The 18,881-nt window shown below is 67.0% G+C and carries 16 protein-coding genes; 3 read left to right on the plus strand and 13 right to left on the minus strand.

The genetic code is table 11. From position 1 onward, the window contains the following. Positions 1-13 precede the first annotated feature (13 nt). The 9 genes from ACFYTQ_RS23735 to ACFYTQ_RS23775 form a co-directional block, all read right to left on the minus strand. The gene (locus ACFYTQ_RS23735; RefSeq protein ID WP_387364834.1) at positions 14-4,459 is read right to left on the minus strand and encodes a hypothetical protein; all 4,446 of its coding nucleotides are present in this window, start codon (positions 4,457-4,459) and stop codon (positions 14-16) included. 245 nt (positions 4,460-4,704) lie between these two features. After that, positions 4,705-5,415: a hypothetical protein gene (locus ACFYTQ_RS23740; RefSeq protein ID WP_387364837.1), complete on the minus strand. Its 711-nt coding sequence runs from the start codon at positions 5,413-5,415 to the stop codon at positions 4,705-4,707. 70 nt (positions 5,416-5,485) lie between these two features. Then, positions 5,486-6,151, minus strand: a complete 666-nt coding sequence (locus ACFYTQ_RS23745) for an FMN reductase (protein ID WP_387364840.1) — start codon at positions 6,149-6,151, stop codon at positions 5,486-5,488. Positions 6,152-6,159: 8 nt separating this feature from the next. Then, positions 6,160-7,293, minus strand: coding sequence for an LLM class flavin-dependent oxidoreductase (locus tag ACFYTQ_RS23750; RefSeq protein ID WP_387364843.1), 1,134 nt, complete (start codon positions 7,291-7,293; stop codon positions 6,160-6,162). 54 nt (positions 7,294-7,347) lie between these two features. Continuing rightward, the gene (locus ACFYTQ_RS23755) at positions 7,348-8,286 is read right to left on the minus strand and encodes a phytoene/squalene synthase family protein (RefSeq protein ID WP_387364846.1); all 939 of its coding nucleotides are present in this window, start codon (positions 8,284-8,286) and stop codon (positions 7,348-7,350) included. Beyond that, positions 8,273-9,805 carry a phytoene desaturase family protein gene (gene crtI / locus ACFYTQ_RS23760; protein WP_387364849.1) on the minus strand — a complete coding sequence of 511 codons (1,533 nt, stop codon included), beginning with the start codon at positions 9,803-9,805 and terminating at the stop codon, positions 8,273-8,275. The genes ACFYTQ_RS23755 and crtI overlap by 14 nt, the downstream gene beginning before the upstream one ends. Positions 9,806-9,815: 10 nt before the next feature. Then, positions 9,816-10,913 (minus strand): polyprenyl synthetase family protein, encoded by a 1,098-nt coding sequence (locus ACFYTQ_RS23765; protein WP_387364852.1) that lies wholly within the window; start codon positions 10,911-10,913, stop codon positions 9,816-9,818. Positions 10,914-11,214: 301 nt separating this feature from the next. Further along, positions 11,215-11,949, minus strand: coding sequence for an alpha/beta fold hydrolase (locus ACFYTQ_RS23770; protein ID WP_387364855.1), 735 nt, complete (start codon positions 11,947-11,949; stop codon positions 11,215-11,217). Positions 11,950-11,980: 31 nt separating this feature from the next. Next, a complete protein-coding gene (locus tag ACFYTQ_RS23775) occupies positions 11,981-13,198 on the minus strand; it encodes an oxygenase MpaB family protein (RefSeq protein ID WP_387364858.1) in 1,218 nt (405 codons plus the stop codon). 136 nt (positions 13,199-13,334) lie between these two features. Here ACFYTQ_RS23775 and ACFYTQ_RS23780 point away from each other — a divergent pair, with 136 nt between their 5' ends. From ACFYTQ_RS23780 to ACFYTQ_RS23790, 3 genes are read left to right on the plus strand one after another with little or no spacing between them, the layout of a single operon-like run. Further along, entirely contained in the window at positions 13,335-14,012 is a 678-nt protein-coding gene (locus ACFYTQ_RS23780) for a TetR/AcrR family transcriptional regulator (RefSeq protein ID WP_387364861.1), read from the plus strand. A 60-nt stretch (positions 14,013-14,072) separates the two neighbouring features. Next, on the plus strand, positions 14,073-14,876 hold the full coding sequence (locus ACFYTQ_RS23785; protein WP_387364864.1) for an IclR family transcriptional regulator: 804 nt from the start codon (positions 14,073-14,075) through the stop codon (positions 14,874-14,876). 25 nt (positions 14,877-14,901) lie between these two features. Beyond that, a complete protein-coding gene (locus ACFYTQ_RS23790; RefSeq protein WP_387364867.1) occupies positions 14,902-15,498 on the plus strand; it encodes a TetR/AcrR family transcriptional regulator in 597 nt (198 codons plus the stop codon). A 1-nt stretch (position 15,499) separates the two neighbouring features. Here ACFYTQ_RS23790 and ACFYTQ_RS23795 read toward each other — a convergent pair whose 3' ends face one another. From ACFYTQ_RS23795 to ACFYTQ_RS23810, 4 genes are all read right to left on the minus strand, one after another. Continuing rightward, positions 15,500-15,691: a hypothetical protein gene (locus ACFYTQ_RS23795; protein WP_387364870.1), complete on the minus strand. Its 192-nt coding sequence runs from the start codon at positions 15,689-15,691 to the stop codon at positions 15,500-15,502. A gap of 110 nt (positions 15,692-15,801) precedes the next feature. Beyond that, entirely contained in the window at positions 15,802-17,193 is a 1,392-nt protein-coding gene (locus ACFYTQ_RS23800; RefSeq protein ID WP_387364873.1) for a CBS domain-containing protein, read from the minus strand. Then, positions 17,187-17,861 (minus strand): hypothetical protein, encoded by a 675-nt coding sequence (locus ACFYTQ_RS23805; RefSeq protein ID WP_387364876.1) that lies wholly within the window; start codon positions 17,859-17,861, stop codon positions 17,187-17,189. The genes ACFYTQ_RS23800 and ACFYTQ_RS23805 overlap by 7 nt, the downstream gene beginning before the upstream one ends. Beyond that, positions 17,858-18,802 carry a ParA family protein gene (locus tag ACFYTQ_RS23810; protein ID WP_387364879.1) on the minus strand — a complete coding sequence of 315 codons (945 nt, stop codon included), beginning with the start codon at positions 18,800-18,802 and terminating at the stop codon, positions 17,858-17,860. Before ACFYTQ_RS23810 ends, ACFYTQ_RS23805 begins: the two co-directional genes overlap by 4 nt. Positions 18,803-18,881: the final 79 nt, after the last annotated feature.

The following is an 18,881-nucleotide window of genomic DNA, read 5'->3' on the forward strand; positions in this document are numbered from 1 at the left end:
ATCGTGCGACCGCCTAACTGCTGCGCGTCTTCGGCGGCCGGTTGGCCTGCAACCACAGCTCGAAGATTCCGACGTGAATGCGAAGTCTTCCATCCCCGTCATTGGCGAGAACCTCCCGTTCCAGCATGTCGTCGACAATCATGTCGACGTCCAAGTCGGCCATATCGAGACGGCTGAGGTCGCCCCGCCAGACCCCACCGCCGGATCGCGAGTGGTCGGCCACCCAGGCGAGTATTTCAAGGTAAACTTCGCTCGGCGCGAGGCTGACCGATTCGCCCGCTTCGGAAATGAATGGGTCGAACCGCTCGATCGGCAGCATGGCCGAACCACTGACCAATGCCTTCGCTACCGCGTTGATATCGGATTCGGTGATCAGATCAGCCCGTCGTTCGTTCAGATGACGGACCAGCTCGTCACACATGATCTGAAGAAACCAGGGGCTTCTGCCGGAGAGCGAGAGCATGCGATCGAGCGAACGGCCCCGGAACCTCGTGCGCCCGTCCAGGTGAATAGGCTTTTCGCACAGCTGCCCCGCAGACTTCACATCCAGATACGAAATCCGCTCGTCGTGCGTTACACCGAACTCGTTCGGAAACTTGCGTTTGAAACCCGGCATCGAATCCTGACCGACGAGGACGGTGCTGAACAACTTGCTCTCGTGCAACGCCTTCCACTGACGCATGAACGACCCGTCCACCACTCCCTCGGTGATATATTCGTACATATAGGTGAACTCGTCCACCAGGTAGATAATTCGTATCGGCTGACCGAGCAGATCCGCGACCTTGTGATGTACGTCGCGCAGCAGGCGCTTGAATTCCGCCAGTGGCTCGTCGCCCAAATTCCTGGATGGCCAATGGATCTCGTTCTCGAAACCTTCTTTTTTCGCAGTCTCCCGGAGTTCCTCAACGCAAAGACGGAGAAAACTAGTATTGGCCGTTGATGCGTTTATCTCACCCAAGGTGACGTTGGCCACGATATGCGGGAGTGTGAGACGACGGGTGAGCTGGGAAAGAATAGAGGACTTGCCGGACCGCTTCTGCCCGTAGAGAACGAAGCATTGCCCCGGCGGCCCGACCGTGAGTTCTCCCAGGATCTTCTGAAGCAGGAGTTTGCGTCCGAAGAACATCTCCGGATCATCCACGACGCTTCCGCCCGAATAGGATTCGTAGGGGTTGTAGATCGGCGTGAAAGAGGTAGTGGATGCGAATCTGACCGGAATAGAAAACAGCTCGGAAGTCCCCGGCTTCTCGAAGCATTCATACTCGACTCGTCCCACCAGGTCGAAGGCCAAGTCGTTGCGCTGCACCGAGGTCGGCTTCACCTTGATCCGGAACTCGCTCTCCGAACCGCCCCGCATCAATCGAATCGGAGCATCGTGGTCGAAGGCGCGGATTCCGGATTCGGATTCGATACAGACCGTGACCTGCTCGATGGGAGGACTTCCCACCGATAATTCGATGTTGAGCGAAACGGTCAAGGTCTCGTCGGAGTGGAACGGGTAGCTGTCCTCTTCGAGAACATTGTGCACCGTTATTCTGGGCTGCGCGTCGTCGAGATATTTGGTGTGGGACTTTTCCAACCGAGTCGACAACTCCTGAACCGCCCCCAGCAAATGGACGATGCCGATCTCTGTGGGAGCCTCCGTGATGCGCTGCATCGCGGCATGGAGGGCAGAGTGTGCTCGCGCGTAACTGGACTCTTTGGCCTCGTAGTCCACCGAGTCCCAATAGCGCTCAATTTCGGCGATCGCCTCGGCCACCTCGGAGGCGCGGTCTTTGTCGATCGAGAATTTGGCGAACTGGGAAAGATGGCGAACCGCGTGCTCCAACTGTTCCAGTTTGGCGATACCGATATTGCCGATCTTCTTGAGCCGTTGCGCGGTACCGAGTTCATCGCGCTGCCGTTCGCGTTCTTGCTGGAGCAGTAGATCAGCTTCCTTCTGATCGAAAGCCAGCATGGGCTGATGGGCGAGTAATTCGTCGCGCAAGACGTCACGCAGATGCGGGCATCGGCGCTCATAATAGGGCAAGTCCGCGCGGAATCGAAGCCAGGCCTCGGGGTCGGCGAGAAAAGCTTGTGCGTACGGTCCCAGCTTGTCACGCACTCGCATGGAAGGATGCTCCTGGATGGAAACGTAGGTGGAGAGCAGGACTGGTAGCTCGATCGCGATGCCTTCTGGTTTGGCGAGGGCAATGGTTTCCGTGACGTAGGTTCGAATGGTGTCGGCGCTCGAACTGGCGACCACGCTTGCTTCCGCCATGATGCTGAAGTACCGGCGCAATAGTTCGGTGAGGTCACTGTCACCTGCGGCATCTTGATTTTGCCAGCAAATGTACGCCAAGGTCAGCGCCACTTCGGCGCGCTCTCGGGGCCGTCTGCCCCGAATGTCCTCGAAGAATCGTGTAACCGCGACGAAATCGCTCTCGTCGAAGTAGCCTCGCGCTTTCGACCGTTCATCGGCACCCGTCAACTTGGCGGTTTCGAGGAAGTAGCTCGAGAACGGCGATATTCCGAGGCCGAGGGTCTGTAGACCTTTGAGGTCTATTTCGTCGATATCACTCGTGAAGGTCGCCAGTCGAGCCATCAACTCCTCGAGCGAACTGTCGTCGGGATAGACCTGCATCGCGCTTCGAAGAATCCGTTCGGCACGAGAAAGATCGTTGAGCGCTATTAGACAGTAAATGTCCTGTTTGATCAGACCGAGATCCCGGCGTCGATCCGCTTTGACCCGGAGATTGGCGATCACCTGCCGGGCCTTGGCATACTGCTCGCCCTTGATGAAGATATTCAGTCGCAGATTGTCAACTGCCCGGGTGTCTCCGGAGAATTCGCCGCGGTACCGGTCGAGTACCCCGATCGCTTCCTGCCACTGGTTCATACGGTTCAACAGCCAGGCCAGCTCTTTGATGGCGCTCAGCCGGTGATCGCCCTTTTCGTTGATCTCTCGCTCGTACTCCGCCTTCGCTCCGGCGAGGTCACCGTCGAGCTCCAACTGCTTCGCGAACTGCCAGTGCGAACCACGATGGCGACGTGGCCGGGGCTTCTCGCGCACCTTCTTGCGCTCGGTGCTCACCAAAGTACCGGTTCGATCCGAGAACGGTGTCACCGGCACGAGCGCGTACGCGATCGTGCGATTCGCCCCCAATCGGGAGCGGGTCATCTTGGTGAAAAAATACACCGGACCGAGCCAGCCGGTTTCCAAGGCGTAGCGCAATTTCGGGTCGTCGATATTATCGCTGTCGAAATATATAGGCAACGGGTTGTCGTCGCCGGAGACCAGACCGTAACCCTCACTGGGGGAATATCTTCCCACTACGCCGCGCTGCTTGTCGGATGCCAGCGGATCGACATCGACCGTGGGGGCCGAGATGGTTTCCGTCGCGAATCGGGGGCTGATGCGTCCGGGTTCCGGGCCGGGAAGGGGTGCGGGCGCCTCGCCGTTGGCCGCCCCTGGCCGCTCGGTCTGCCCCGAGATCCTCCCGACGCGTGACCCCACCTTGTCGACCAGCGCGTCGAAGCGGATACGTTGCATCTCGTCCATGTCGGCGGTCGAGATCGTCTCCAGTATTCGATCCGCCTCGGCGGGCGTCGTTGTCGACAATCCGACCGCAAGTTCTTCGAGCAATCGGAGCCATCGGCTTTTTTCGCCCGTCGTACCCGGCGCTGCGAGGTAACGCCCCAACATCCAGTATGATTCGGCGATTCGGCCCAGCTCCGCGTATACTGCTGCGAGGCCCAAGAATGCGGCCACATTTCCCGCTTGGGCGGCGAGCAGGAAGTGATCGCGCGCGCTCTCGGGTTTACCGGAGACGAACGCCAGTGACGCCGTAAGGACCTCGAGCTGGACCGATCCGGTCCGCTCGGCGAGCCTGGACAGCGGCAGGATGTCCGCGCCTATCCGCTCCGGATCCTTTATCTTCAGCGCGTAGTTGTACCGATTGAGTGCGCGGACGACCACGGCTCGATCGTCATGGGCGAGGTCGGGTATTTTAAAATCAGGCGGATATATGTCAACGATCGGTTTGCGACGGTAAGAACCGCTATTATCGCTACCGTTCGATTCGACGGGCCCATCCTGTGCTGACGGCGTCTCGGGCACGCCTTCGACGTTCGGCCCAGTATCGGAAGCAGTCGACTCCTCATTCACGAAAGAAGGCGTACCTGCGGCTTCAGGCACGGGCGCAGAAAGGATCTCCGGTTCGGCAACGGCAGGCGAGGGGATCGAAGTCGGAGTTTCATGCCGTTCGGCCTGCTTACTCCCGGCCAGAAGTCGAAACCCGGATATCTCGTTGTCCGAAATATATTCGGTACCATCTGCGGTGACAATTGATAGATAAGAATCGGTCAACGACTGAATACGTCCGGTAACGCTGACGATACCCGCAGTAGTCCGATATCGTACGTCGAGCCGATCCCCAACATGAACTGTCGTAAGCAATTCACCGAAAAGTGACATCAGAACACCCTCGACCGCTGCGTGCTGAAAGCATCGACAGCCTCACGATCGATGCCGACATGCCGATACCTTCAGACTACCTTACCCGAGCTTCCAGGATTGGCGATTTCGCCCTTTTTCTTTAATCCACACGGAACGTAGCTCTCGGACTGCGGACGTAACGATTCCGGACGATAAGGGTTGCTGGTATGCCAACCCCGGATGGATACACCGATATTGCCGAACGGGATCGTTGCAGGACCTCATCAGCTCGACAACGTCGTCAGCGCGGCCGGAAGGAACAGGTCCCGGATCCGGTCCCACGGCAGCAGCACCGACTGGTAGTCCCCGGCGGCGTGGGAGACCGGGAAGTACACCCGCAGCCCCTCGGGCGCGGGGACCCAGGCGGCGAAGGTGTCGGCGGTGGCGAGTGGTGGGTCCAGGGGTGGGTCGCCGGCCGGGACCAGGGCGGGTGCGAGGGACGCGAGGGTGGGCCAGGCGGCGTCGGGGTCGCGCAGGGTGGCGGGCAGCAGGATCGGGCGCGCGGCGTCGTCGATGACGATCGTGCCGACCTGGACGACCGGATGCGGGCCGCCGAAGGTTCGCGAGGTGATCAGCACACCCGCCACGACGTGCTCGCCGATGCGGGTGACGCGGCTGGATTCGCCTCCGCCGGAGGGTAATTCGCCGTCGCCGAGGTGGCCGTCCAGATCCCGCGCCGCGTCGGCGAGCGAGGCGCGCATCCCGGCGTTGAACCGGTCCCGGACCGTAGGGTCGCCGCCCGCGAGTTGCGGGAGGGTCGCCTCGATCTCGGTCGGGCCGGTGCGCTCGCGGACCGCGATCGAGGTCGCGGTGTATCGGGAACCGTTGTCGCGCACGGATTCCGTGCTCGCCGAGGGGGCCGGATGCTCGTCGGCACCGCAGGCCGACAACAACAGGACACCGGTCAGCAGACCGGCTCGAAGGAGTGTGCGCATCGCCCTTTTCCCGTGCCGCGGGGCGTTCGCCCTCGAAATGCTCTCCCGGGAACGATACGCGCGGGCGCGGTCAGGCGGCAGGGGATTGATCCCCTGTGTGCCCGGCCAGCAGTTCGCTGAACGGCGTCACCGCGCCCAGCTCGTTGCCGGAACTGCGCCGCCGGGGCGACACGTCCTGGGCGAATCCCGCGACGGCGTCCGGCGCGGCGACGACCAGGGCCGCGAATTCGCCTGCCGCCCTGCGGATCCGGTCGCTCAGCCCGGCCGACCCGAAATCCTCGGTGGCCGCGAACACCCCGGTGGGCACGACCACCGCGCGCAGATAGGTGAACAGCGGCCGCATGGCGTAGTCGAGCATGAGCGAATGCCGCGCGGTGCCCGCGGTGGCGGCGACGAGCACCGGCATACCGTTGAGGGCGTCGGGGTCGAGGACGTCGACGAACATCTTGAACAGCCCGCTGTAGCTGGTGGCGAACACGGGCGTGACCGCGATGATCCCGTCGGCGGCGGAGACGTGCTCGCGCGCGGCCGCCACGGCGGGCGTGGGCAGCCCGCCCGTGGTCATGGTGGTGGCGAGATCGCCTGCCAGCTCCCGCAATTCGATGACCTCGACCGTCACGCTCTCGCCGCGCCCGCCGACGGCCGCGGTGACGGCCCCGGCCAGCTGGTCGGCGAGCAGCCGGGTGGACGAGGGCTGCGACAGCCCGGCGGTGATCACGACGATGTCGCGAGACATGCTGGGCCTCAATTCTTCTCGGCGACCAGCCGGTCGCGGGCGGGCTCCACCAGGTGGTGCGGCGAATCCGGTCCGGCCGCGACCAGGCTGGCGTGGGTGGGCGGATCGCTGGGCACGTGCGCGGGGCGGCGCAGCTCGAACTCCTTGCGCAGCACGGGAACCACGTCCCGGCCGAGGATCTCGATCTGCTCCAGCACCACCTCGAGCGGCAGTCCGGCGTGATCCATCAGGAACAACTGCCGCTGGTAGTCGCCCACATTGTCGGCGAAGCCGAGGGTGCGTTCGATCACCTGCTCGGGCGTGCCCACGGTCAGCGGGGTGAGTTCGGTGAACTCCTCGAGCGAGGGCCCGTGCCCGTACACCGGCGCGTTGTCGAAGTAGGGCCGGAAGAACCGCTTGGCCGCGGCCTCGGTCTCGGCCATGAAGACCTGACCGCCCAGCCCGACGATGGCCTGGTCGGCCGAACCGTGCCCGTAGTGTTCGAAGCGCCGCCGGTACAGCCGGACCATCTGCGCGGTGTGCTCGGCGTTCCAGAAGATGTTGTTGTGGAAGAAGCCGTCGCCGTAGTACGCGGCCTGTTCGGCGATCTCCGGGGAGCGGATCGAGCCGTGCCACACGAACGGCGGGGTGCCGTCCAGCGGCGCGGGCGTGGAGGTGTAGCCCTGCAACGGCGTGCGGAACCGGCCCTCCCAGTCGACCACCGGCTCGCGCCACAGCTTGCGCAGCAGGTGGTAGTTCTCCACCGCGAGCGGGATGCCGTCGCGGATGTCCTTGCCGAACCACGGGTACACCGGCCCGGTGTTGCCGCGGCCCATCATCAGATCGACCCGGCCGCCGGACACGTGCTGCAACATGGCGAAGTCCTCGGCGATCTTCACCGGATCGTTGGTGGTGATCAGCGTGGTGGCCGTCGACAGCAGCAGCCGCTCGGTGCGGGCGGCGAGATAGCCGAGCAGGGTCGTGGGCGAGGACGGGACGAACGGCGGATTGTGATGCTCACCGGTCGCGAACACGTCGAGCCCGACCTCCTCGGCCTTCGCGCCGATCGCGAGCATCGCCCGGATGCGCTCGGCCTCGCTGGGCGCGCGGCCGGTGGTGGGGTCGGCGGTGACGTCACCGACGCTGAAGATTCCGAACTGCACGGCTCCTCCTGGCTCCCAATTTGGTGGACATGGCAACCAAGAGAACCGGGGGGCCTACGCGGATATTCCGGCCCGGGCGCGCCGGGCGCGCAGCAGCGCGGGCACGGCCACGGCCACCTTGCGCGTGGTGGCGACCGCGGCCCGGCCCGCGAAGACGTTGTGGTCCATGGCCTCGATGCGGTCGAGGATCTCCGCGTACAGCGTGAACGCCGTCGCCACGCACGGCCGCGATTCGGGCCGGAGCATGGCGACGCCGGGCGCGGCGGTCCGGTAGACCGCGCGGGTGCGGGCGATCTGGTCGGCGAGCGCGGCCCGCACCGGGGGATCCACCGCGCGCCGGGCGCGGCACCAGGCCAGCCGGTCGCGGTCGACGCCGAAGGCGGCGAGTTCGTCGGCGGGCAGGTAGACGCGCCCGCGGTCGAGATCCTCGGCGATATCGCGCAGGAAGTTGGTGAGCTGGAAGGCGTCGCCGAGGGCGGCCGCGCGGGGTGCGGCCTCGGCCGGATCGGTCACCGTGCCGAGCACCGGCAGCAGTTGCAGCCCGATCACCCGGGCCGATCCGTGGGTGTAGCGCAGCAGGTCGGCGCGGGTCGGGTAGTCGCGGACGGTGAGATCCATGCGCATGGACGCCAGGAACGCCGCGAAGAGGGCGGGGTCGATGGCGTGTCGCCGCGCGGTGTCCGCGACGGCCGCGACCACCGGGATCGCGCTCGTGCCGGTGGCGAGCCCGGCGGCGAGGTCCGCCTCCGCCGCGTCGATCCCGGCGAGGACGCGCTCGGGTGTCGCGTCCGCCTCCGGCACGTCGACCAGATCATCGACGTACCGGGCGAACCCGTAGAGGGCGTGCACGGCGGGCCGCCGGTCCGGCGGCAGCAGCCGGGTGGCGAGGAAGTAGGTGCGGCCGTGCGCGGCGTTCAGCTCCCGGCACCGCGAATAGGCTTGTCGCAGCGCGGGTTCGGTGATTCCGGCGGCGTCGAGTTCACGCCGCGTCACGGTCGACTCCCCTCGTGCGGACGCGGGCGCTCGCGCGCACCGCGCCGGTGACGCGGTCGGCGGCCAACCGGCCGGAGATGAGCGCGGTGGGGACGCCGACCCCGGGAACCGTCCCCGATCCGGCGAGCACGACATTGTCGACGAAGCGCGGCAGGTTGCCCGGGCGGAACGGTCCGGTCTGGGCGAAGGTGTGGGCGTAGCTGAACGGGGTGCCCGCCGTCATCCCCGCTCGCGCCCAGTCGGCTGGCGTGAACGTGGCGAGGATCTCCGCCGAATCGGCCAGGCCCGGCGACACCCGCGCGGCGGCGATCGAGAGCACCTGGCGCAGATAGCGTTCGCCGTCGGCGTCCCAATCCAGGCCGGGGGCCGCCGCGAGATTCGGGACCGGCGCCAGCACCGAGAGCAGATCGCGGCCCGGCGGGGCGAGGGTCGGGTCGCTGGCGGTGGGCCGGGTGATCAGCAGCGAGGGGTCGCTCATCGTGCGGCCCTCGGTGATGAGTTCGTCGAAGGTGCGCCGCCAGGCCGCGCCGAAACCGATGGTGTGATGGGCGATGTCGGCTCCGGCGGGCACGCCGACGTGCACGATGGCCGCCGAGGGCGCGGCGCGCAGGGGCACCGGCCGCCGGGGCGCCGCGCCCAGCCAATCGTAGGTGGTGTGCGGTTCGGCCGTGGAAACGATTGCGTCGCAGGCGATTCGGTCACCGTCCTCGGTGAGCACGGCGGTGACGCGCGCGCCGCGCCGTTCCAGCCCGGCGACCCGCGTGTCGTAGCGCAGCGTCACCCCGGCGTCGCCGGCGGACGCCGCGAGCGCGTCGGGCACCGCCCGCACTCCCCCGCGCGGGAAGTACACCCCGGCCACGGTGTCCATGTAGGCGATGACAGCGTAGACCGCGAGCGCGCGGCGCGGCGCGACCCCGGCGTAGAGGGACTGGAAGCTGAACACCCGCCGCAACCGCTCGTCGCGCAGGAAGTGCCCGATGCGGGCGTCCACCGAGCGGAAGCCGCCCATGCCCACCAGCCGGGCCAGCGCGGGGGTGAGCACCGACAGCGGCGAATCGAAGTTGGCCGCGATGAACCGGTCGTACTGGGCGCGATACAGCGCGCCGAGCCAATCCCGCAGGCGCACATAGCGTTCCGCCTCGGCCGCGCCCGCGAAGCGCCGCACCTCCTCGTACATGGCGTCGGGATCGCTGTGCACCGCCAGCCGGGAGCCGTCGGCGAACCGCGCGTCGTACACCGGGTCCAGCGGCAGCAGCTCCAGCCGGTGCTCGACGCCGTCCCCGACGGCCGCGAAGGTCTCGTCCAGGATGTCGCGCATGGTCAGCACGGTCGGTCCGGTGTCGAGCCGGTACCCGCCGACGTCGAGCCGCCCGGCCCGGCCGCCCGGCGACGAATCCCGTTCCAGGACAACCACTTCCCGGTCGCGGCCCGCGAGATGCAATGCCGCCGCCAGTCCCGCCAGACCCGCTCCGATCACCACCACGCGATCGGTTCTGCCACGCACGGTGCGCATGATCATGCCTCCAATCTCAGCGCGCCCGGTCGGCGCAGGAACGGGCGAGGTGCACGAGAACGGCGCGGGCCTCCGGCGCCATCTCGGCGGCGGTCAGGGCCTCGACGCCCTCACCCAGCCGCTGGTCGATCAATCGTTCGGCGCGGACGCGCGCGCCGGACTCCGCCACGATGTCCACGTAGCGCTCGATATCGTTGTCGCTCAAGGTGGTTCGCGCGTCCAGCCGCCGCAGTTCCCGCCGCGCCGGGGCGTGTTCGCGGGCCAGCAGCAGCACCGAGGTGGCCTTGCGGGCGCGGATGTCGTCGCCGACCGGCTTCCCGGTCGCGGCCGGATCGCCGAAGACGCCCAGCAGATCGTCGCGCAGCTGGAACGCCTCGCCGATCGCGGTGCCGTAGCGGCCCAGCGCCGCGATCACCCCCGGCGAGGCCCCGGCCAGTTCGGCGCCCAGCTCCAGCGGCCCGCGCACGGTGTAGTTGCCCGACTTGGCCCGCGCGACAGCCAGCACCTCCGCCAGCGCGGGACGCCGCCGGGACTCGTTGAGCAGATCGCGGAACTGACCCACCGCCAGTTCGCTACGAAGCACGTCGTAGCGGCGCGACGCGCGGGCCAGCGCGCCCGGATCGGCCCCGCACTCGCGCAGCATCTGTTCGGCCCAGACCAGGCACAGATCCGCCGCCAGGATCGCCGCCGACTCCCCGAACCGCCGCGCCGACCCCGAAAGTCCTTGCCGCGCATGCCATCGCGCGAAGGCCGTGTGCGCCGCGGGGGCGCCGCGCCGCAGCGGCGACTCGTCCATCACGTCGTCCTGCATGAGCGCGAAGCAGTGCAGCAACTCCAGGCTGCCCGCGGCCCGATGCGTCGCACCGGTCTCCGGCGCGGCCGTCGACCAGCCCGCCGCGAGGAACGCCGACCGCAGGTACTTCCCGCCCCGGACGAACTCGGTGATCACCTCGCCCAGCACCGCCGTCCCGTCCGCCCCGAGATGTTCCCGGCAGCGCGCGGCCACGAACTCGCGCACGGCCCGCTCGACCTCGCCCCGCACCCGCTCACACCACTGGGCCGGATCCTCGGCGAGCACCGCCGCGCCTGCGCGCACATCGCATCGTATGGTCATCGTTTTCTCACACCGCCCTGATCGGAGGACGGCCGAGGCGACCGGAGGCTCCGGCCGCCTCGGCGCTGGGGCAACTCACCGCGGTAGGGCGTTGTCCAGCAGGTAGTACAGCTGGACCAGCGGATCGTGCACCACTCGGAACAGCATCTCGAATGCCTCGCGCATGACGATTACCTCCATCGGTTCGGTGTCTCGTACTCGCAGACTACCCAATAATCGATGCAAAAACGATGCATATTTCAGGCCGCGGTCCGATGCGTCCTTCTCTGGGACGGCGAGCGCCGGGCTCGGATGCGCTGAGTTATCGGTGATTCGCGGCGAGGAATTCCGCGAGCGTGTCCGCGAAACTCGGTGCGGCCGCGACGAAATGGCCCGCGCCCGGGGCGACGATCCGGCGCGCCCCGAGCGCGTCGGCGAGCCGATCGCAGATCAGCTCCAGCCCGGCCAGGTGGTCGCCCGAGGCGACCATGGCGGGGATCCCGGCTGCGCGGATCGCGCCGAGGTCCGGTCGGGCACCGCCGGGCAGCCGGGCCCGCCACGCGCGGTGCACGGCCGCGGTGGTGGCGTCGCTCGTGCCGTCGGGAGCGCCTGCGAGAGCGAGGAATTCGCGCAGCATCGCCGGATCGGCGTCGGGCCCGCGGGTGAGCACCTCGTCGCCCAACCGCTTCAGGCGGATCACCCCGGGATCGTCGGGGGCGAGGAAGTACAGCGGCGTTTCGATGATGGTCACCGACCGGACGGCGTCGGGGCATCGGGCCGCCGCCAGCAGCGCTCCGAAGCCGCCGTAGGAATGCGCGACCACATGTGGCCGCCGCTCGGCGAAGACCTCGGTCAGATCGCCGGCGTCGACATCGAAGTCCTGGCGTCCGTCCGGCGGGGGCGGACTGGCCCCGAACCCCCGCCGATACACGTGCAGCAGGGTCCATCGCGCCGCGAGCGACTCCAGCCCCGCCCAGGTCGACCGCGGTCCGGCGCCGCCGTGCACCAGCACGACGGCGGGACCGCCGCCTCGTTCGTCCATCGCGAGAGTTCCCACGAGAACGATTGTGCCGCAACGCGGTATCGGATCACCGATTCGTCAGCGGGATCTCGATACTGATGGGCATCTGGAGTTCCGAGACGTACCACAGCACGAACTGACGCAGGAACTCGTCGAACATCCAGGCGGCGTCCGCGGTGGGCGGGACGACGCCCTGCACGCCCTCCTTGACCGCGACGAAGGGCGGCCAGCTGAAGCGCAGCAACGGATCCCACACCGGTTCGCGCGCGATGTAGAGCCAGTCGGCGATCCGATCGCCCAGGATGAACCGGGTGAACGCGCCCAGGATCGGCTTGCTGAGCAGCGTCAGATCCAGATTCACGCCGAGATCGAGCAGCTTGTGGGCGAGATCGATGCCCTCGGGCGTCGGCGCCAGGATCGGATCGAGCACCTGCTTCGCCTGCGCGTCGGCCTGCTCCCACGAGTTGGGGATGTACTCGTCGTGGATGCCGAGCAGGTGCGCGGCGAGCTGCCAGCTGTGCAGGTAGCCCTCCGACTCGGGCGTGGGGATCTGCAGGTTCCACGCGCGGAACGTGCGCATGATGGTGGTGGCCAGGCTGTGCCAGGTGACCATCTGATCGTCCTGGCTGATGGGCCGCTCGCCCTCGGGCCAGTGCGGGGACCTCGGCAGCAGATGCCGCACGGCGGCGTGGATGATGCGCGTCTTGACGCACGTCACGATCATCTGCCCGTCGGGCGCGTAGGCGTTGACGGTGCCGATGTCGTAGCCGAGCTTGGCGGTCTTGGCGATGCGGTCCTTGAGATGCGAGCCGCCGCGCGAGTAGTACACCACCCGCGCCTCGTGCGGAATGACCGTGGACATCATGCCGCTGGCGAACGCGTAGAGCACGCCGAGATAGGTGCCGCGCTTCTTGGTGAAGTCGAACGAGGCGGCGAGTTTGCCCTGATCGGCCCACGACGGCAGCTGTCGCGCCGATTCGATGAAGTCGCGCAGATTCGCGGGCAGCCCGTCCGGGAGCGGCTGGCCGTTGGTGGTCCACTCCTTCAGGAGTCTGTTGACCTGTGGCACGTCCGCGTTGTCGATCACGTCCGCGACGACCGTGTCGGCCTGGTCGTCCCACACGGTCAACGGATCGGCGCCCGCGCCGCTGCCGACGATCGAATCGGCCGGTGACCACGTCCAGGGTTCCGCCCTCGCCGTGCGCGCACCCAGAGCCAGCACACCGGCGGCTCCCAAGAAGCCTCCGCCTGCCCGCAACGCGTCCCGTCTGCTGAGCCCACTCATGCTATCGTCCCTCTTCATCGAGTAGAGATACAGAGATACAGATTTAGTATCTCCGTATCTTGATAACATCACAGCGTGACCGTGATCACAACCTGTTGAGAATATTTCCGGAGAAACGACCGCTCGGGAGGAAAATGTGAAGCTCGGTCCCTCGGTGCCCGAGCAGGCGACCGACACCGCCTCACTGCTGGACCGCGCCTACTCGGCCGCCCTGGATCGAGCCGACGAGGGGGACGAGATTCGCGCCCGCGTCCTGGACGCCGCGTGCGAGCAGTTCGGCGAGGTGGGCGTGCGGCGTTCGACGATGGACGATGTGGCCAAGCGCGCCAACGTTTCTCGCATCACGGTCTATCGACGCTTCGCGACCAAGGACGTGCTGATCGAACAGGTCGTGCTCCGCGAATTCCGCCGCTATTTCGACCAGTTCCTGACCGATATCCGGGACGCCCGCACCGCCGCCGATCGGGTGGTCACGGGTTTCGTCAGCGCCCTGCGCGCCACGCGCGGCAATCCCATCATCGGCGGGTTGCTCGCCGCCGAACCGGAGATGCTCGTCGGTTCGCTGATCGGCGACCAGGGCCGCGGCGTGGCCATGGTGCGCCGATTCGTCGCGGGCCAGTTGCGCCGCGAACAGGCCGCCGGGCACATCGCGCCGGAGGTCGACGCGGAGATGGTGGCGGAGTTGATGGTTCGCGTCTCCGCCTCCTTCCTGGCCATTCCCAGCCACATCCTCGACCTCGACGACGATCGCCAGGTCGCGGAGCTCGCCCGGCGCTATCTGGTGCCGATGCTCGAACCGCGCCGTGACGGTTGACCACCGGGCGCATCCTGCTACCCTCGAACTAGAATCAATTTCAGTTTGAGAGGTGTGGCGATGACCTCGGTGCTGGGTGCGGAAGCCGACGTCGCGGTCCCGAAGCCCACGGGATCGCAGTCCATGGTCGAGCGGATCACGTTGATCATGGAGGCGTTCGGCCAGCCGCGAACCGTGCGGACGCTCGAGCAGGTGGCGCGGTCCAGCGGGCTGCCGCGGTCGACCACCTACCGGATCCTGGAACAACTGTCGGCCCTGCACTGGGTCGAGCGGGTGGGCGCGGGGTTCCGGCTCGGGTCACGCGCACTGGGACTGGGCGGGCACGAACTCGACCACGGGGCGCTGCGGGCGGTGGCCGCCCCCGTGCTGCACGATCTGTCGCTGCGCACGGATCGCGTTGTGCACCTTGCGGTTCTGGACGGCACCGAGGTGCTGTACCTGGACAAGGTGGGCGGGCGCGTGGCGAACACCGTCCCGTCGCGGGTCGGCGGCCGGGCCCCGGCGCACTGCACCGCGCTCGGCAAGGCGATGCTCGCGCGGCTGGACCCCGAGCAGATCGACGGTCGCTACGCCCAAGGCGTGACCGCGCGCACCCCGCACAGCATCGGCGATCTCGATCGGCTGCACGGCGAACTCGGCCGCATCCGCGTCGACGGCGGCGTCGCCTTCGATCGCGGCGAATGCGTGGACCGGATCGCCTGCGTCGGGGTCGCGCTGCGCGGGCCGGGCGGGGTGGCGGGCGCGATCTCGGTGGTCGGCGAGTCGCCGTCGATGCTGAAACGCTTGGTGCCGTTGGTGATTCGGGCGGCGGGCGTGATCGGCGAGGGCCTGCTCGACCGGCGGCGCGCGGCCGCGGCCCGGTGATCGGACAGGCACCCCGTTGGCACGCGTGACCGCCAAGCGCCCACCCGCAGCTCCCATCTCCGAGCGCCAGGTGGCGCGCCGGGAACGAATCCTCGACGCCGCGGCCGAATTCGGCGCGTCCACCGAATTCGACCGCTTGCAGATGACCGATATCGCCAAGGCCGCCGACGTGGCCATCGCGACGCTGTACCGCTACTTCCCCTCCAAGACCCACCTGTTCGCGGCGCTGTTCGACAATCGCATCGCCCGCTTCGTCGACCAGGAGTGGGCGGTGACCGACCGCGGACCGATCAGCGACATCGGCTCGAACCTCGCCGCGCTGAACCGCTCGCTGCTGCGCGAACCCCGACTGTGCTCGGCCATGCTGCGCGCCACCGCCGCCGGGTACATGAAGGACCTCCCCGCCGAAACCCTGTGGCCCGGTTCGGAAACCGCGCTCACCCGGGCCATCCTCGACACCCTCGAGATCGCCGACGAGAGCGTCATCGCCCTGCTGGTCTACAGCTGGTGGGGCATCCTCGCCTCCAGCCTGAGCCGCCGCATCTCCCCCGAACGCGCCGAACACGACCTGCGACTGGCGGCCACCCTCATCCTGGCCGGACACGAACCCGAACAACCCTGACTCAGGCCACCCCCAACTCCCGCGCCACCCGCGCCCGCACCCGCCCCTTCAACCCCTGAATCGCCTCCCGCGGCGACTCCCCCCGGCACGTCAACTCGGGAAAGCTGTGGTTGTAGGCGATGAACGCCCCCTCCCCCGGCGCCCACCGCACCCCGAACACCACCCGCTGCACCACCCGCTCGACGGCATCCATCCCAACCTCCGGTTTTGCCCGCTTGCCCTCATGGTGGCGCGCCGGGGGGGGGAGGCGAACAGGGGCTAAATACCCTGTTGGTCACCGGCGCCGCGCGGAGCGCCGAAAGGTCACGCTCGGTCCCGATAGCGGTGCAGCAGATCGTTGAACTTCCGCAACTTGTCGACGGCCCCCTCGGGAACCGAGTCGGGATGGAAGTGCATGACCTTGTTACGGATCTCGCGGATCTCCACCAGTCTGGCGATGAACGTGGACCGATCGAGCGGCCAGCCCAGCCGTCCCCACACGTCCTTGTTCTCCAGGACGTGCTGATAGTCCCCGACCGTGAGCTGATCGAAGCTGGTGATCTTCCGATTGCAGAATCGTTGCACCGTCTCGATATCCACGGCGCGGCTCAGAATCCACCTCAGGGTCTGATCAAGCTCGCCCAGCTGAAAGAACGGAGTCGCCATGTCGCCGTAGCGCATTGCCACATCGGCTGTCGTGACGATGCCCGCCACGGCCCGGTTCTGATCCGAGACGAAGACGAACTCGCGCAGTTGCAGAAGGGGCAGCACCTCGAACAGATCGCGCTCGTACGACACCACCTCCACCCGGGGATCGATGGCGTCCGCGAGTACGGCGTCCGCCTTTCGGTGCATGGCCTGAGCGATGGAACGCCAGGTTACCGCGCCACGCAGATTGCGTGGACCGCTGAGGACCGCGAGCTGGGAGAAGTCGTTGAGGAGCATCTTGGTGATCGCCTCCTCCAGCGTGCTGTTCGGCCCGACCGACGCGACCCCCGCGAGCGGCGACAGATTCCCCACTGTCAGACGGACATCGAGGTCGCCGCCACCCTCGTCGTCCTCGGCGATCGGCACGTCGTCGACATCGACCGAACCGACCTCCTCGGCGCCCTCGGGCTCGCTGGGAGGCGTGGTCAGCGAGACCACGGTGTCCAGCGTGACGGCCCGGAAACTCGGTGAGGTCACCAGGCCGTGATTCGCCAGATCCGCTTCGATCCGGCCCACCTGATCCCCGCGATCCGCCATCCCCCACAACGACAGCAGGTCGCGCACCGAGATCTGCTGCGGCGCACCGGCATCCGCTTCTCTGCGCGCCTGCCGCAGGCGCTCGTGGATACGCTGCCGGGCGATGTCCTCATTGTGTTGGTCGGCCTCGGCCGCGACGTCGGAGATCACCCGGTCCAGCAATTCCTGCCGGACGGCGTCGAGGGCCCGACCCTGGTCGACGACCCACCAGGCGCGCCAACCGTCGACCGCGCCCATCCCCGCCGCCACCATGGCCGCCCGGGACGGTGAGCGAAACTCCTCCCCGTCGGATTCGAGCCGGATCCGCCCCTTGTCGGTCACCGTCGCGTGGTAAACGACTCCTATTCGATTGCGTTTGAACCGAAGTCGCGCCCCGGCCTCGACGAGCCCGGCCTCCAGCAGGTCAGCCACGGTGACGCGGCGGCCGCCGATCAGATACATCGAGCGGGTGCCCGATCGGACGATCACCACTTCCGCAGTCCCGAGAACTTGCGCCTGGCGCCGATCGCCTGCTTGAGGACCCGCTTCTCCAGTTCCGATTGACTCAGGCGGCCGACCCGGGTGAGCTGCAACTCGGCCGCGAGCGCGAGCAGGCTCTCCCGGTCCAGCCGCTGGTCACGAAGATAAGCCGCACCCTCCTGCTCGGACTCCAGTTCCCGCAGCCGTTCGGCGATCGCCGTGGCGTCGACGGCGGTCGCGGCGGTCGACGTTTCGGGGCGGCCGGCCCGTTCGGGGCCGGGCTCGAACACGGCCGGTTCGGGCGGCGCGGCAGCCGCGACGTGCCGGTCGTGTGTGTCGGGTACGGACAGCAGGTCGATGAGCGCCGCTTTCTTCAGGCCGCTGTAACCGCGCAGACCACACGCCCTCGCCACTCGGTGCAGATCGTCGACCTTGAACCCCGCCGCGTTCAAGTAGATCTTGCGGTCGTGCTCCGAGGTCAATCGCGAAATGTCCTGCGCCGCTTGCACGGGATCGCTGGAGGGCGTCGGGCGCGGGCGGGCAATGGGGGCATCGGTCGCGCCCACGACCGTCAACCGCGCGGTTCCCGCGAGGATCGCCCGCAGGGTGGCCTCGTCCTGCTGCTCGAGGAACTCGTACACACGAGCCTGTAGAGCGATGAGATTCCGCAACTCGTTCATCGCTTCGCTCCCCCGGGCACGGCGAGCGCGCCCAGCACCTCATCGACCAATTGTTCGAATTCCTTGACGACCTCGTCCTTACCCGTGGCGCGCAGCATTGCGGGAACCCCGCTCTCACCCGCGTCTCCGAAGTGCTTGGGACTGTTGCGAATTACGCCCTCCAACACGGGAACCATCGAGTTCAGCCGAACCTCCTCGATATAGGCGTGCTGCGCGAGCGTCACCTGTTGCGAGTAGATCTGCACCATGGTGAACACGACCCCGAGGAACGACGGATCGATCGGACCGTGATCACCGCTGCCGCGTTTGTGATTGACGTAGTCATTGAATTGCTCCACCAGCTTTTCACAATTCCGGACCAGATAGTCCAATCCCAGGGTGGACAGGTAATCGGCCTTGGCGGGCACCAGGATCTGTTCGCTGGCCACGATCGCGGTCTTGGTGACGAGGCCGAAATTCGGCGCGCAGTCGATCAGCACAAGGTCGTATGCCCGGAAGTGCTCGTCCATCAACGCGCGGCGAAGGCAACTGTGCAGGTCCAGAAACCTTCGCTTGGACGCCTCGAGCGTCGTCGTGCCGCCCAGCATGGCGGCGAGTTCGAGATCGATGTCGATGAGACCGAGATGCGAGGAGATCAAATCGAGGCGACCGCCGGTGTTCTCGATACGCCCATTGGCCCGCTCCGGTGTGACGACGAGCTCGGCCAGAGAGATTTCCCGCCCGGGCATTTCACCGCCGTACCACTGCCGGATGGTGCGCGTGTCCTTGAGCCGATCGTTCCAATCCTCCACGGAGTAGAACGAGAAGGTCAGATTCGTCTGCGGATCGAGATCGATGAGCAGCACACGCAATCCTCGACTGGCCGCGACCGCACCGAGATTCGCCGTGAGGGTCGTCTTCCCCACCCCACCCTTGTAGTTCATCACCGCTACGACCCGCATATGCCGCTCCCCGATGGTCCCCGGTATCGACTTCGGATCGATATTGCCATCAATGGTCGACGGACGCGCGGAAACCGAA

The organism is Nocardia sp. NPDC004068 (assembly GCF_042874315.1).
In the GTDB taxonomy this organism is placed as follows: domain Bacteria; phylum Actinomycetota; class Actinomycetes; order Mycobacteriales; family Mycobacteriaceae; genus Nocardia.